This is a genomic window from Actinorectispora metalli, assembly GCF_056323685.1.
Genome location: NZ_JBREYE010000002.1, coordinates 621,343 through 635,386, shown reverse-complemented (window position 1 = coordinate 635,386; position 14,044 = coordinate 621,343). Strand labels below are relative to the sequence as shown.

At 66.2% G+C, this 14,044-nt stretch carries 14 protein-coding genes; 7 read left to right on the top strand and 7 right to left on the bottom strand.

Annotated elements, in window-relative coordinates; genetic code table 11:
* Nucleotides 1-99: 99 nt before the first annotated feature.
* Genes ACU6XJ_RS23055 through ACU6XJ_RS23045 form a run of 3 tightly spaced genes read left to right on the top strand, consistent with a single transcriptional unit; the run spans nucleotide 100 to nucleotide 3,082 of the window.
* On the top strand, nucleotides 100-1,389 hold the full coding sequence (locus ACU6XJ_RS23055) for an ABC transporter substrate-binding protein (protein ID WP_476315480.1): 1,290 nt from the start codon (nucleotides 100-102) through the stop codon (nucleotides 1,387-1,389).
* The gene (locus ACU6XJ_RS23050; RefSeq protein WP_476315477.1) at nucleotides 1,386-2,276 is read left to right on the top strand and encodes a carbohydrate ABC transporter permease; all 891 of its coding nucleotides are present in this window, start codon (nucleotides 1,386-1,388) and stop codon (nucleotides 2,274-2,276) included. Before ACU6XJ_RS23055 ends, ACU6XJ_RS23050 begins: the two co-directional genes overlap by 4 nt.
* Nucleotides 2,273-3,082 (top strand): carbohydrate ABC transporter permease, encoded by an 810-nt coding sequence (locus ACU6XJ_RS23045; RefSeq protein ID WP_476315474.1) that lies wholly within the window; start codon nucleotides 2,273-2,275, stop codon nucleotides 3,080-3,082. The genes ACU6XJ_RS23050 and ACU6XJ_RS23045 overlap by 4 nt, the downstream gene beginning before the upstream one ends.
* Here ACU6XJ_RS23045 and ACU6XJ_RS23040 read toward each other — a convergent pair.
* On the bottom strand, nucleotides 3,079-5,646 hold the full coding sequence (locus ACU6XJ_RS23040) for an ABC transporter substrate-binding protein (RefSeq protein WP_476315472.1): 2,568 nt from the start codon (nucleotides 5,644-5,646) through the stop codon (nucleotides 3,079-3,081). The two genes, ACU6XJ_RS23045 and ACU6XJ_RS23040, sit on opposite strands and share 4 nt — an antisense overlap.
* Nucleotides 5,647-5,811: 165 nt before the next feature.
* On the opposite strand from ACU6XJ_RS23040, the gene ACU6XJ_RS23035 reads away from it, so the two are divergent.
* On the top strand, nucleotides 5,812-5,994 hold the full coding sequence (locus ACU6XJ_RS23035) for a hypothetical protein (protein ID WP_476315469.1): 183 nt from the start codon (nucleotides 5,812-5,814) through the stop codon (nucleotides 5,992-5,994).
* A 27-nt stretch (nucleotides 5,995-6,021) separates the two neighbouring features.
* Nucleotides 6,022-6,393, top strand: a complete 372-nt coding sequence (locus ACU6XJ_RS23030; protein ID WP_476315467.1) for a DUF397 domain-containing protein — start codon at nucleotides 6,022-6,024, stop codon at nucleotides 6,391-6,393.
* Here the strand turns inward: ACU6XJ_RS23030 and ACU6XJ_RS23025 are convergent.
* The 6 genes from ACU6XJ_RS23025 to ACU6XJ_RS23000 all read right to left on the bottom strand — a co-directional run bounded on the left by ACU6XJ_RS23025 (nucleotide 6,371) and on the right by ACU6XJ_RS23000 (nucleotide 12,289).
* Nucleotides 6,371-7,429: a copper resistance D family protein gene (locus ACU6XJ_RS23025; RefSeq protein ID WP_476315464.1), complete on the bottom strand. Its 1,059-nt coding sequence runs from the start codon at nucleotides 7,427-7,429 to the stop codon at nucleotides 6,371-6,373. The two genes, ACU6XJ_RS23030 and ACU6XJ_RS23025, sit on opposite strands and share 23 nt — an antisense overlap.
* Nucleotides 7,419-8,000, bottom strand: coding sequence for a copper resistance CopC family protein (locus tag ACU6XJ_RS23020; RefSeq protein WP_476315461.1), 582 nt, complete (start codon nucleotides 7,998-8,000; stop codon nucleotides 7,419-7,421). Before ACU6XJ_RS23020 ends, ACU6XJ_RS23025 begins: the two co-directional genes overlap by 11 nt.
* Nucleotides 8,001-8,131: 131 nt before the next feature.
* The gene (locus ACU6XJ_RS23015) at nucleotides 8,132-9,250 is read right to left on the bottom strand and encodes a hypothetical protein (RefSeq protein WP_476315458.1); all 1,119 of its coding nucleotides are present in this window, start codon (nucleotides 9,248-9,250) and stop codon (nucleotides 8,132-8,134) included.
* A gap of 248 nt (nucleotides 9,251-9,498) precedes the next feature.
* Nucleotides 9,499-10,866, bottom strand: a complete 1,368-nt coding sequence (locus ACU6XJ_RS23010; protein WP_476315455.1) for an NAD(P)(+) transhydrogenase (Re/Si-specific) subunit beta — start codon at nucleotides 10,864-10,866, stop codon at nucleotides 9,499-9,501.
* Nucleotides 10,863-11,162, bottom strand: a complete 300-nt coding sequence (locus ACU6XJ_RS23005) for an NAD(P) transhydrogenase subunit alpha part 2 (RefSeq protein WP_476315452.1) — start codon at nucleotides 11,160-11,162, stop codon at nucleotides 10,863-10,865. The genes ACU6XJ_RS23010 and ACU6XJ_RS23005 overlap by 4 nt, the downstream gene beginning before the upstream one ends.
* Nucleotides 11,159-12,289, bottom strand: coding sequence for a Re/Si-specific NAD(P)(+) transhydrogenase subunit alpha (locus tag ACU6XJ_RS23000; protein WP_476315449.1), 1,131 nt, complete (start codon nucleotides 12,287-12,289; stop codon nucleotides 11,159-11,161). Before ACU6XJ_RS23000 ends, ACU6XJ_RS23005 begins: the two co-directional genes overlap by 4 nt.
* A gap of 266 nt (nucleotides 12,290-12,555) precedes the next feature.
* On the opposite strand from ACU6XJ_RS23000, the gene ACU6XJ_RS22995 reads away from it, so the two are divergent.
* Nucleotides 12,556-12,696 (top strand): hypothetical protein, encoded by a 141-nt coding sequence (locus tag ACU6XJ_RS22995; RefSeq protein ID WP_476315446.1) that lies wholly within the window; start codon nucleotides 12,556-12,558, stop codon nucleotides 12,694-12,696.
* A gap of 283 nt (nucleotides 12,697-12,979) precedes the next feature.
* Complete coding sequence (gene bla, locus ACU6XJ_RS22990; RefSeq protein WP_476318589.1) at nucleotides 12,980-13,879, top strand: class A beta-lactamase; 900 nt, start codon at nucleotides 12,980-12,982, stop codon at nucleotides 13,877-13,879.
* Nucleotides 13,880-14,044 lie beyond the last annotated feature (165 nt).

The following is a 14,044-nucleotide window of genomic DNA, read 5'->3' as shown; positions in this document are numbered from 1 at the left end:
AATAGAGCAATTTCCGTGACCCGAACGTGATTAGGACCCCATCATGGAGATGCGGGCAATGGGGCGGCCCGTGATAACGCCGACGAGACCGGGGGAATCATGAGGCGTTGGATCGTGGCGGCCGGAGTGGCCGTACTGCTGACGGGCTGCACACCGGGCACCGGCTCGGACGTGCCCGCAGACGGTGAGGCGCGGCCCGCCTCCGCCGAGGACCTGCGCGGCGCGCGACTGGACTACACCTACTTCACCGACGGGGCCGATGAGCAGGCCACCCGCGACCTGCTGGCCCGTTTCGAGGCGGAGACGGGCGCGAAGGTGAACCTCCGCCTGGTCGCCTTCTCCGACCACGAGCGCACGCTCCAGGCGCAGCTGTCCGCGGGCGACCCGCCGGATGTCGCCAGGGTCCTCAACATCCACCCGTTCGCCGACGCCGTGCTGGACCTCCGCCCGTACCTGAAAGACCCGAGCCTGAACACGGCGTTTCTCGACGCCGCGATGGCCCAGGCCCGTGGCCCGGAAGGCAAGCTCCTCGGGGTACGCAGCGACCTGACCATGAACGGGCCGCTGATCAACTTGGACCTGTTCGAGCGGGCGGGCCTGACCGTCCCCAGCCAGTGGACCTGGCAGGAGCTGGTGGCGACCGCGCAGAAGGTGCAGTTGGCCACCGGCACGCCGTATGCCATCGCGATGGACAAGTCCGGGCACCGGCTGTCCACCATGCTCAGCCAGTACGGCACGACGTTCTTCGGCGCCGACGGCAAGCCCGCGCTCGACGTCGACCGCACCGTACGGGCGCTGTCCCTGTTCACCGAGTTGCACAACAACAACTCGATGCCCAAGGACTTCTGGCTGTCGTCCGGGACCAGGTACAAGGGCGCCAACGAAATCTTCCTCGCCGCGCACGCGCCGGTGTACCTCTCCGGCAACTGGCAGGTCAGTCAGTTGGCCAAGAGTGCGCCGTTCCGGTGGGCCGCCGTGCCCAACCCGTGTGCCGAACGCTGCGGCGGCTTCCCCGGCGGGAAGTACACCGTCGCGTTCGAGGGCTCCGACCGGCCGCGGGCCGCCGCCGCACTGGTCGAGTGGCTGAACACAGCGGAGCACCAGAGCCAGTACGCCGCTCAGTCCATGTTCCTGCCCACCCGCAAGGATCTCGCCGAGAAAGGCATCACCTACCCCCAGCGAGGCCAGGACATGCGGGTGTTCCTAGACGACGTAGGCCGCACGCCGCCCGAGTCCTACACCACCGAGAGCTCGCCACTGTTCGCCCGCTCCGCCGATGCGCTGGTTGAGGAGGTGAGCAAGGCCCTGGCAGGCCAGAAGGCGGTGCCGGACGCGGTACAAGCGGTACGTGACCGGGTCGACCAGCTCTACCGGGACGCCAACCGATGAATCGGCGCGGTCCTCGATCGAGCAAAGTCCGCTCGATCGCGCCTTACCTCTTCCTGGCGCCGAATCTCGCGCTGTTCGGCGTGTTCGTGCTGTACCCGGCGCTGAACGGCTTCAACATCAGCCTCTACGACAGCACCAACGCCCGCACCTTCCGCTTCGTGGGCACCGACAACTACCGGGATCTCGTCGGCACCGATGCCTTCCGCAACGCCATCATCAACACGGGCGTGTTCGTGGCGTGTTTCGTCGTGGCCGCCACCGCGGCCGCGGTCGGGATCGCAGTCCTGCTGCATCGGGGACTGCCCGGTAGCGGCTTCTACCGGGCAGTCTTCTTCATTCCGGTACTCCTCTCCCCCATCGCGGTGGGGCTGGTGTGGTCATGGTTGTTGGAGCGCCAGGGCGGCTTGGTCAACACCGCCCTGGGCACCATGGGGCTGTCCCAACCGGGTTGGCTGGTCGAGCCGAACCTGGCCATGGGTGTGTCCGTCTTCGTCGCGGTATGGCTGCATGTCGGTCTGTATGCGCTCATCGTGCTGGCGGCCTTGCGCGCCATCGACCCCCGCACGCTCGAAGCCGCCACCGTGGACGGGGCGAACACCCGTCAGCGGCTCTGGTTCGTCACACTCCCGCAGATCCAGCCCAGTGTGCTGGTCGTCGCGATCGTGTCCACAGTGGACGGCTTCAAGTCGTTCGACTTCCTGTACACGCTGACCGGCGGCGGTCCGGTCGGCGCGACAACATTGCTGCTGCAATACATCTACGAGCAGGCGTTCAAATCACCCATCAGGTATGGCCTCGCGGCCGCGGGTTCGGTGGTGTTGTTCAGCGTCATTCTGGCGGTCACGATCGCCCAACTCGCGGCAGCCCGGCGCCGGGAGCTGCTGTGAGCAGGGGGCGAATCCTGACCTACGTCGTCCTCACCAGCCTGGCGCTGCTGGTGATCGTCCCCATCGCTTGGACCGCGTTGTCGTCGTTCAAATCGCCTGCTGAGCTCGCCCAGCGACCACCGGGGCTACTGCCGGATTCGTTCGCACCTGACAACTACGTGGATGCCCTGGGCCGCTTCCGCTTCTGGCTGTATCTGCGCAACAGCACGGTCGTCACCGTGCTGGCGACACTGCTCACCCTGATACTCAACGCGATGGCCGCATTCGGACTGGCCAAGTACCGGTTCCGCGGCCGCACCTTCGTCTTCGTGCTGATCCTGTGCACAATGATGATCCCGCTACAGATCATCTTCATTCCTGTATACCAGGTCGCCGCCGATCTTGGCCTGGTGAACACACTATGGGGTCTGATCATCCCGACGGTGGCAACTCCGACCGGCGTGTTCCTGCTTCGACAGTACATGTTGAAGATCCCCGACGACCTCATCGAGGCGGCGCGTCTGGACGGAGCCGGTGAGGTGCGCATCTTCGTCAGGATCATCCTGCCGCTGTGCGCGCCCGCGCTGGCCGTGCTGACGATCTTCTCCGTGGTCTGGCGCTGGAACGACTTCCTCTGGCCGCTGGTCATCGCCCAGGACGAACGCACCTACACCCTCCAGGTCGCGCTCGCCCGCTTCGCCGCCGAGGAGGTCATCCCCTTCAACCTGATCCTCGCCATGAGCACCTTGACAATGCTGCCGGTGATCCTGGTGTTCCTGCTGATGCAGCGCCACATCATCCGCGGCGCGGTGGGATTCACCCCCTAGACGTAGACGGCGAGGTAGATGACCACGACGGCAAGGATGTACACCGGATAGCCGATGCGTGCCGCCTTGGCCAGCTTGCGCTCGGCGGCGCTGAGTTTGGCGCTTGCCAGTCCCTTGCGCAGCATCGCGATCAAGACGCACGAGACCGCCAGCAGGATGAACGCGTAGTAGCCCCATTCCAACGCCACGGTGTAGTTGACCGACGGAAGTTGCGAGGTGACGTTGTTCAGCAGCACCGCGGTGCTGAGGATTGCCGTGACGCCCATTGAGACCGGGGCGGCGCCCTCCTTGGGCTTGAAGAACAGAGAAAGGTAGGTGACGCAGATCAGCAGCCCCAGCGGCAGCAGGCTTTTGAACAGGAACGGCGGCACATCCCGCGTGACCTCGACTTCGGATACGTACTGGCTGTAGAAGATGCCGGTCGCGGCGCCCGCGGCCTTGGGATCGCCGAGTGCGTCGCTGCTGCCCACGGTCTGCTGAAAGAACCGCGCTGCCTTCGCCTCCCAGTTGGGTGCCTTGTTGATCGAGGCGTTCGCGTCGGCGCCGCTGCGGAGGTAGTCCTCGGGCCGCTGGTTCAAGATCTCCTTGTCGGTGGCGTACACGACCTGGCTGCTGGTCTGCGTGCGGTTCTGCATGATGACGGTCAGCCGCTGGTGGTCGAAGGGGAAACTGCGGAAGTCGAAGCTGTTCTTGAACCGGTCGGCCACCCGGTAGAGGCGGTAGGTGCTGCCGTTCTCGGTCACGTCGCGCAATGGTGTGCCCAGCTTCAGATCCGGCTTGACCGCGTTGACGAACTGCACATCGGAGGCGACGTGGTCCCCGGTGTATTTCAACCACAGGAAGAAGTCGACGAAGTACGTCCCGTCCCTGGTGTCGACATCCCGCACCTCGTTGAGGTTGATTCCGGTCGATACCACTTGGCGCCTGGTCAGATACCGGTCGTTGACGGCGATGACCTCCCCGCTCGCCAGATCGGCGCGCAGTGCTTCATTCGACAGCGGCTCGTAGCCGGTGAGTTGGATCGGTGCGGAAACCCACTTCGTGCCGTCGCTGGTCACCATCGATACCGGCATCTGCGCCGAGCCGTTCGCGGTGAAGTACAGGGGTCCGAGCAGCGCCTGGAAGGCGTTCTTCCTGTCCTTCAACGCGGCCATGGAGTCCCGCAGTCGCTGCCGGTTCTCCGCCAGATGTTGGGCATCGAGATTCAGACCGGTCGTGCAGTGCAGGCCGACGTTGACCGCCTGCCTCGCTGTCGCGGCGTACCACAGCGGACGTGCGCCGTAGCGCTGCTCATAGCCATCCGCCCAGGCCAGAGCGGTACCGGACAGCGAGTCCGCAGCGAGTGGCGTCGCCATGTGGAGGTTTCGGGTCAGCAGGCCCGGCTGCGCCGTTTCCGTCTCCGCCGCCAGCAGCGTGTCGTGCATCGTCCTGCCGCCAAGGGCGTCGGTGCCCAGGATCGGTGCGGTGACGCCCGCCGACCGCAGCTTGCGGATCAGTTCGGCACCCATCCGCTCACGCATGGAAAGTACGATCGGGGTGGCCGGATCAAGCGTTGTGAGCTGCCTGACGGCGGCGTCGAGCATGGCGGGCATTCGGTCCGGCTCGTAGGAAATGCCGATGTCGGCCACGACCGTGCCGAACTTGCCGAACGAATCGGCGATGGCCTGCCGACCGGAGCGGCCGCTCTCGCTGTCGCCGTGGACGATCGCCGCCTTCGACGAGCCGAGGATGCGCGAGAGGTAGACCGCGAGGTAGTCGCCTTGGGTGCGGTTGCCGAAGGTGCTCCTGAAGTACCAGTCGCTCTCGTCGGTGATGCGTGACGAGGAAGCGGCGGGTGTGATCGCCGGGATCTTGGCCTCTCGGTAGATAGGCATCGCCGTGAGGGCGGTGTCGCTGATCCCGTGGCCGATGACGAACAGCACCTTGTTCTCGCGGACGATCTCCTGGGCGATGCTCTTGGCCTTGTCGACCCGGTCGGCATCGTCGTACACGAGCAGTTCGACGGGGCGGCCGTTGACGCCGCCGCTGTCGTTGACCGTGTCCAGGTGCATGCGGATGCTGCGTTCCATATGCGCCGAGGAGGTGGCGGACTCCCCCGTCATGCCCGCAACCAGCGCGACATACACCGGGTCAGCCCAGCGTTTGCCTGTGGTCAGCCAAATGCCCAGGGTCGTGAGCAGGATCAATGCCACCGCCGCCAAGCCGATCCACGGGCGCCACGCCGGCCGCTCGGCGGCGTGATTCCGCTTCGCGCTGTGGTCGGGCCTTGGCGGCTTGGCCAGGTGCACCACCTCGGCAGGCGGGCTCATGGGGTGCTCGCGAAGCGAGTTGAGCGCCCTGCGCGTCCAGGGATCGGGCACCAAGTCGTAGGCCTTGTCCAGGCAGTATCGCCGCTCGCCCTCATCGGTGACGACCTCGGCGAGCCAGCGCCAGGCAGGCTCGTAGTCGATGTTCTCGGTCAGCGCGCGTCCGAGTAGGCGCCGCGCCTCCGCGGGATCGGAATCCCTCCGTTCGAGCGCCAGATTGGTAAGGGAGATGGCGATGGTGTCTGGCTGCTCCGACAAGGCATCCTCCGGAGTTGATCAAGCACTGCCCGGAACGCTAGTCGGCCCCACCCACCACGATCGATACTGCCAGCTACGGGTCCGGGCACCGTCCGTAGTCAGATCCTCGCCTGGAAGCGGTTTCGGGGCGATCTCCGTGTGCTACTCCGAGGTGGTTAGGGAGGAATGCAACGGACCATTCGCGCGCACCTGCACTCGAGGCATTGGCTGCGGTTCACGAGCAGGGCTACTCACCGTTCAACCCGCCCGCGCGAGGCCGATCCCAAAGCGGTGGCGGTGCTGGGTGAGGGCGTGTTCCGGTCGGACATCCTGGTGACCAGCGGGCTGGACGATCGGAAGGACAGCTAGGGCGTGCTATAAGAGGCGCAGAAGCTGATGGCCAACGCGGTGGACGCGGAGCACTGCTTCTTCTCGACCTGCGGAAGCTCGCTGTCGGTGAAGAGCGCGATCATTTCGGTGGCCGGGCCGGAGGAGAAGCTGCTGGTCTCCCGGAACACGTACAAGTCGGTGGTGTCCGGTTTGATCATCAGCGGCGTGCATCGATCTGGGTGCATCCGCACTGGGACCGCGAGCAGGGCATCGCCCATCCGCCGGGTTCGGATGGTGTGCGCGAACATCCAAGCCGCACGGCTGGAGTCCTCTGTATTGGTGCGCGACTCCAAGAACCAATCGGGTCCGATGCTGGAGTTCGGCAGATCGGCTTGGATTGCCTTCCTCCGATTCACTACACAGGAGCTGGGCTCCTAGCCAGCGCCACCGCCAAGCCCATGGTGGCGGCCATGATCAGCAACTCCGCGCCGGCGAACCACACGAACGTAGTCGGCGGACCACCTGCGAGCACCGGGGGCAATGTCCTCGTGCGGTGCCACCAGCCGAAGAAGCCCAGAATCACCAGCGCCAGCAACTTGAACAGCACCAGCGTCCCGTACGGCGTGGTCCACATCGTCGGCGAAAAGCCCAGCTTCGTCCACGCGTTGAGCACACCGCTGAAACCGCAGGCGGCATAACACAAGAAAGCCAATGCGCTGTACGGCACCACGACCGCGGCCAACAGACCTGGACTGCGCCGCAGGTACACGGCGATCGCCACCAGCCCGCCGATCCAGATCGTCGCCGAAACGATATGCATCGACAGCGACACCATCGCCAGCGTGGCGTGCTCGCTGGATGACGAGTGCCCGCTGAACACCATCGGCAGCAGTCCGGCAATGCCCATCACGAGCAGCATCGCCAAGTGCGCCCGCGTCACCGCCAGACCGGCCAGGGACGCCAGCATCCCCGCCGCCGACGCGATCAGGATCAACGACGTCACCAGCGGCACCGCCAGCAACTCGCCCAAACCGATGTTGCGGCTGAACAGCGTGCTCAGAGGTTCGCCGTAGAAGTCCGACGCGGCCAGCGGCACCGACGCGATCGCAGCGGCCGCCCACACGATGGCCCAGCCCTCAGCCGCCGCACGCAGTCGATTCTGCGTGGCCACCGCGGCGGGGGTGTCGGGGAGCAGCAGCACCACCGTGAGCATCCCGACGGTGGCCACCGCGGCGACGTCCAGCACCAGCCGAAGGACCGGCAGGCCCCAGCCGGTCAATGCTCCCGCATCGGGCAGCCCGTCGACCGCGGGCTGCGGGCCACCGCCGGAGAAGTCCAGCGACAGCCCCAACACACCGACCGCCAGCGCGGCCGCGGCGATCGCCAGCCGGACCGAGAGGCCGGGTCCGCGGACCCGGCCTCTTCCTACCACGACCAACGCGGGGATCTCGCCGGTCCGTTCGTCAACCAGCATTGCGGCTACCCCGCCGCAGACCCCACACCACGCCGCCGATCACGACCAGCAGCACGGCGCCACCGACGAAGTACCACAACGCGTTCCCGCCGCCGCTGTCCGTCGACTCGGACGACGCCGCGGGCGTGGTGTCGGCGCTGCCGGTCTGCGTCGGCGCCACTGAACTACTCACCGGGACGGCGTCGTTGCCCGCCGCGGCCACGGTGAAGGTGAGCTTCCCGGTGATCGGGTGGCCGTCCGAGGAGACCACCCGGTACACGATGTTGTAGCTGCCGTTGGCCAGCTTGGCGACCGGCTGGGTCACCACAGCGCCCGCCAAAGCGGCCGTGCCCTGCTGGAAGCGGGCGGTGTTGGCGGCGTCCGAGATGACGATCGTCGGGTTGCTCACCACGTTGCTGAACGTCAGCTTGATCTCGGTGGGCACGGTGTCGACCGTGGCCTTGTCGGCCGGGTTGCTGGACTCCAACGCGTCATGTGCGAGCGCCGGAGCGGACAGGCCGATCAGGCTGAGCATCGCCAGGGCGCCGGCGGTGAGCAGCGTGAACAGCCGGAAGAGTGCGGTTCCCGTCACTGGTTCTCCTTGTACGACATGGTGTGTCTACTTGCAGCATTGTCCGAGGCGCCCTGAGTGCTGCCTAGGAGGAAAGCGGTGGCCGGTGGTCGCCCCTGCATACGGCCGCCGGCCACCGCCGGTTCAGTGGTTCATCCGGTTGGATGAACGAAGGCGACGACGATACCCATCGCTCCGTTGTCGCCCTTGTGCATCTTGTAGTGCGAATCCAGCTCGATGGTTTCGCCCTTGCGAACTTTTCCGAGGCCTTCCTTCGAACAAACACTCATGCGATCGATATGTCCCATGTAGGCGGGATCGTTTCCGTAACCGGCCATCGATCGGCATATCTCCTGCCCGGTGGACTTGTTGCGGGTGTAGATGCCGATCCCGCCGTCGTGCACGTGCCCGCCCATGGCCACGAAGTCGCCGGTGATGTTGGAAACCCACCGCCAAGTCTTGTGCGTCTCGCCGGGTCCGACCGCGTACTCGGAGTTGCCGCAGTTGGCGACGTCCAGCCAGACCGGGACGACTTCCTTGATGGCCGGGGTCTTCTCCACGTGCGTGACGGTCATCGTCACGTACACCTGCTGCGCCTTGTCCGCGACGCTCATCAACTCGAACAGGCCGGTCACCGGGCTGTCGCCGAGCTTGAGCGCGTAACCGGGCGGCATCGCACCCGAGGTGCGCTCGTTGCCCGCGGCGAACAGCCTGCGTCCCGCCAGCCCGATGCCGCCGAAGCGACCACAGGTGGGGTCGGTCTTGAACGGCTCGAACAGCACCATGTGGTGCAGCATCACTCCGGTGTTGTAGTTGGCCTTCGACCCGTCGGCGTAAACGATGTCCGGCTTCACGCCCGTGACGTAACAGGCGTTGAGGCCACCGCACGGCGAGTTCAGCGTGCCGCTGACGTAGGTGGACATCGCTCCGTGGTGGCTGGGGTGGTCGCCGGGCTCGTGCGCGCCGCCCTTGAACGGCTGCACCCCGAACGGACCCCACTTGATCACCGAGGTCTTGGTGCCATCAGGCTGCCGCGGACCCTCGACAGGCGGTGCGGCCGGAACACTGGTCGGCACGCTCGTCGGCGTCGCCGTCGGTGCGGGCTCGCTGGTCGGAGCGGGCTGGGTCTCCGACGGCGGCTGCGTGGGGGCAGGCGCGGAACTCGGCGGCTGAGTGGGAGCCGGATGGCCGGGGTGGCCGGAGTCAGCGAGGGCATTGACCCCGAAAACAGCGGGCATGGCCAACGCGACCGCGCCCACAACACTGATCACAACACGTTGTCTCTTCGATAACGCCGAAAAACGCATATCCGCTCCTGGCTGCATTGACAGCTGATATCGCCCTCTCCGCACACAACGAGCGGACCGCCGTGAGGTTCCTCCTTTCGTTTACCTGCCGGTGACATATTCGCGCCATCCCAGGCTTGTTTGCGGCAAAAAGAACACACTGCCCCAACTCGCCGCAGAACGCGAAAACGGGGTGAGCGCGGACTCGCGCTCACCCCGTCTCGATGTGGTGCTTACAGCGCCTTGACGGCCGCCAGGAGCTTCGTGAGTGAGTCCTTGGCGTCACCGAAGAGCAGCGTGGTCTTCGGGTCGTACAGGAGCTCGTTCTCGATACCCGCGAAGCCGGGGCGCATGGAGCGCTTGAGGAACACAACCGCGCCCGCCTTGTCGACGTCCAGGATCGGCATGCCGTAGATGGCGCTGCCGGGCTGGTCGCGTGCGGCCGGGTTCACCACGTCGTTGGCGCCGACGACGATCGCGACATCGGTGCTCGGCAGCAGCGGGTTGACCTCTTCCATCTCCTTGAGCTGCTCGTAGGGCACGTCGGCCTCGGCGAGCAGCACGTTCATGTGGCCGGGCATGCGGCCCGCCACCGGGTGGATGCCGTAGGCCACCTGCACGCCCTCGGCGTCGAGCAGATCGACCAGCTCGCGGACCACGTGCTGGGCCTGGGCGACGGCGAGGCCGTAGCCGGGCACGATCACCACGTTGCGGGCGTACTTGACCATGATCGCGATGTCCTCCGGCGTGCCGCTGCGCACCGGACGCTGGTCGCCGGAAGCGGCGGCAGCGGCCTTCGCGGTGAACGCGCCGAACAGGATGTTGGTCAGCGGGCGGCCCATGGCCTTGGCCATGGCCTGCGTCAGGATCGTGCCGGACGCGCCGACGAGTGTGCCCGCGACGATCAGCAGCGTGTTGCCCAGCACATAACCGGTGGCGGTCACCGCGAGACCGGTGAAGGCGTTGAGCAGCGAGATCGCGATCGGCACGTCCGCGCCGCCGATGGGCAGCACGAACAGCACACCCAGCACCAAGCCGACCAGCGACAGCGCGACCACCAGCTCGGTCGATCCGGTCGGCACCACGGCGATCGCCAAGCCGATCGAGGCGGCCGCGACCACGATGCTCACCCAGCGGCCACCAGGGAAGGTGACCGGGCGGGTGGTCATGATCTCCTGGAGCTTGGCGAAGGTCAGCATGCTGCCGGAGAAGCTGACGACACCGATCAACACCGAGAACACAGTGGCCGCCAGGAAGCCCGCCGACCCGTTCTCCGTGCCAAGGAACTCCGTGATCGCCACCAGCGCGGCGGAGCCACCACCGACGCCGTTGAACAAGGCGACCATCTGCGGGATCGCCGTCATCTTCACGCCGCGTGCGGCGGGGATGCCCACGATGGTGCCGAACACCACCGCGGCGATGATCGCCCACAGGTTCTTCAGCTCACCGGATGCCAGCACGGCGATCACGGCGATGGTCATACCGGCGGCGCCCACCAGGTTGCCCATGCGGGCGTACTTCGGGGTGGACAGGCCCTTCAGCGCCAGAATGAAGCAGAGCGCGGCGATCAGGTACGCCGCGTGGACCGCGGTTTCGCTCACTTGCCCGCACCTGCCTTCTGCTTGCCCTTGAACATGCCCAACATCCGGTCGGTGACCACGAAGCCACCGACCGCGTTGATCGTGCCCAGCACGACCGCGATCAGGCCGAGCGTCAGCTCCACCGGGTTGTCGGCGTGACCGGTGATCAGGATCGCGCCGACCATGATGACGCCGTGGATCGCGTTCGCGCCCGACATCAGCGGCGTGTGCAGGATCGCCGACACCTTCGAGACCACCTCGAAGCCGACGAAGACCGCCAGCACGAAGATGGTCAGCAGGTCGATTCCGGAGGTCATGAGCCGCTCCCCTCGATCAGTTCCTTGGTGGGCTCATGCCGGATCTCGCCTGCGTGCGTGACACAACAGCCCGCGACGAGTTCGTCGTCGAAGTCGGGGGCGATGACACCGTCCTTGGTCATCAGCGTCAGCAGGTTCGCGACGTTCTTCGCGTAAAGCTGGCTGGCGTGCACCGGCAGGCTGCTCGGCAGGTTCTGCACGCCGTAGATGAGCACGTCGCCGTGCAGGATCTCCTTGCCCGCGACGGACAGCTCGCAGTTGCCGCCGGTCTCCGCGGCCATGTCGACCACGATGCTGCCCGGCTTCATCCGCTCGACCATCTCCTTGGTGACGAGCACCGGGGCCTTGCGGCCCGGGATCGCCGCGGTGGTGATGACCGCGTCGGACTGGGCGACGTGCTTGCCGATCAGCTCGCGCTGCTTGGTCAGGAAGTCCTCGGATTGGGCTCCCGCGTAGCCGCCGGTGCCCTCCTGGGTCTCCAGCTCAAGCTCGACGAACTTGGCGCCGAGGCTGCGCACCTCGTCGGCCGCGGCCGCCCGCACGTCATAGGCCTCCACGACGGCACCGAGCCGCCGCGCGGTGGCGATCGCCTGCAGGCCCGCGACACCGGCGCCCAGCACCAGCACCTTGCCCGGCGCCACCGTGCCCGCGGCGGTGGTGAACATCGGCAGGAAGCGGTCCAGCCGGTCGGCCGCGATGAGCATCGCCCGGTAGCCGCCGACCAGCGCCTGGGAGGACAACGCGTCCATCGCCTGGGCGCGGCTCAGTCTGGGCAGCAGTTCCAGACTGAAAGCGGTCACCTTGCGGTCGCGCAGCACCTTGATGGTGTCCAGCGTCGCGCTCGGTGGCAGGAAGCTGATGGTGATCGCGCCTTCCTTGAGCCTGCCTGCCTGTTCAGGGTTCAGCGGCTGTACGGAAAGCACGGCATCGGCGTCCGCAATGGGGTCGCCGTCGACGATGTTCACCCCCACTGCGCGGTAGGCGTCATCGTCCGCATGGATGTGGCGACCCGCGCCTGCCTGGACCTCAACGGTCAGGCCTGCGCCCGTGAGTGCCCGCGCCACCTCGGGGACGCAGGCGACACGGCGTTCGCCCTCAGTTACCTCTGCTGGTATTCCGACCTTCACGCGAGCAACCTAGCTGAGACAACATGCCTCAGACCACACTCCAGGATGGTGACCACAGTGTGACGCTGGGTGCAGCAACATCATGTGCCTGGGTACGAAAGCGCTGGTCCGCCAGTTGGCATCAGAGTTATGACATTTCGGCGAACGCCGACCAAAGGTATTCGGCAGGGCCATCGCATCTCGCTTCATGAGACACATGTGGTGCACGTCGCCGGCACTATGGGTACACGGGGTGTGTCAGTGCCGGAGTCGAGGAGGACTACGCCATGTCACTGGTCAACCGCATCAAGAGCTTCCTGCGCAGCCCTAAGGGTCAGCAGTTGGTTCGCAAGGCCGAGCGTGTCGCCCGCGACCCGCGGGCCCAACAGAAGCTTCGCGACATCGTCGCCCGCCGCCGCAGGCACTGAAATTTCACTCGCGGCCGATGATCACCCGAATGCGCGACCAGGCAACGGAGCGGAGCCAGGGTAGGCCCACGTAGCGCACGAGCCACGGCTGAAACAGGCATGTCCTGTTTCAGCCGTGGTCGGTTCGGGGTCGTCCGACACTCAAACCGCCCAGAAACACGTACTTCCGCAAAACCTCGCAATCTTGCCAATGTTTTGGCACCGAGAAAATCGAGTCGATCGCTTGTACGCCCTCTTCTCGTCGGGCTTGCTATCTTGCGCAACGCACGATCAAGGGGGATTCATGAACGCATCAAAGCCGGCCATTTCTCGCCGCGCTCTGTTGGGAATGGCCGCACTCGCGCCATTGGCGGGGTGCACGGAGGGCGCGACGACCACTTCGCCCTCCACCCCGCCGACGAGTGCTCGTCACGATCGGCTGGCCGAGCTGGAACGGAAGTTCGACGCCCGCCTCGGGGTGTACGCCCTCGCCACCGGCGGGGGCGCCACGATCGCCTATCGGGCGGATGAGCGATTCGCGTTCTGTTCGACGTTCAAGGCGCTGGCGACGGCGGCGGTCTTGCATCGCAATCCGCTGTCGCATTTGGATACGGTCATTTCGTACACCCAAGACGATCTGCTGAAACATGCCCCGGTGACCCGCGAACACGTAGCCACGGGAATGACGATCCGTCAGCTTTGCGACGCCGCGGTGCGCTACAGCGACGGCACGGCGGGCAATCTGTTGCTCCGCGATCTTGGCGGGCCCGCGCGCCTCACGGAGTACACGCGCGGACTCGGTGACACCGTGACCAGGATGGATCGGATCGAGCCCGCGATCACGGAGGCCACTCCGGGAGACCCCCGCGACACGAGTTCTCCGCGTGCGTTGGGCACCGACCTCCACAAGATCGTGCTGGGCGATGCCCTGCCTGCGGACAAGCGCGGTTTCCTTCGCGATCTGCTGGAACGCAACACCACCGGCGGCCAGCGCATTCGAGCGGCCATTCCGCAAGGTTGGACGGTGGCGGACAAGACCGGGACCGGTGACTACGGCACCCTCAACGACCTGGCGGTCGTATGGCCTCCCAACGCCGCGCCGCTGGTCATCGCGATCATGTCCAGCAAGACCGCCAAGGACGCCGCCTACGACCAGGCTCTCATCGCCGAGGCCGCCGGGTACGTCGTGGACACGCTCACCTGAGTCTCGGCGGGTCTGCTTCCGTCCTCGCGGGTCTGCTTCCGTCCTCGCGGGTTGGCGCCGACGGCTTTCGGTCTTATGCGCCAGCTGGCATGGGGTCCTCGCGTCCCGCATCTCGGTCGAGCCGGATGCCACCGGTGTTGAGGTCCCCATAGTGATCGGCGCCGG

Excerpts from the sequence above, each read along its gene's own strand:
- ACU6XJ_RS23025 (WP_476315464.1), bottom strand. The coding sequence starts at position 7,429 with ATGCTGGTTGACGAACGGACCGGCGAGATCCCCGCGTTGGTCGTGGTA.
- bla (WP_476318589.1), top strand. The coding sequence starts at position 12,980 with ATGAACGCATCAAAGCCGGCCATTTCTCGCCGCGCTCTGTTGGGAATG.
- ACU6XJ_RS23030 (WP_476315467.1), top strand. The coding sequence starts at position 6,022 with ATGGCCAACGCGGTGGACGCGGAGCACTGCTTCTTCTCGACCTGCGGA.
- ACU6XJ_RS23055 (WP_476315480.1), top strand. The coding sequence starts at position 100 with ATGAGGCGTTGGATCGTGGCGGCCGGAGTGGCCGTACTGCTGACGGGC.
- ACU6XJ_RS23035 (WP_476315469.1), top strand. The coding sequence starts at position 5,812 with ATGCAACGGACCATTCGCGCGCACCTGCACTCGAGGCATTGGCTGCGG.
- ACU6XJ_RS22995 (WP_476315446.1), top strand. The coding sequence starts at position 12,556 with ATGTCACTGGTCAACCGCATCAAGAGCTTCCTGCGCAGCCCTAAGGGT.
- ACU6XJ_RS23050 (WP_476315477.1), top strand. The coding sequence starts at position 1,386 with ATGAATCGGCGCGGTCCTCGATCGAGCAAAGTCCGCTCGATCGCGCCT.
- ACU6XJ_RS23005 (WP_476315452.1), bottom strand. The coding sequence starts at position 11,162 with ATGACCTCCGGAATCGACCTGCTGACCATCTTCGTGCTGGCGGTCTTC.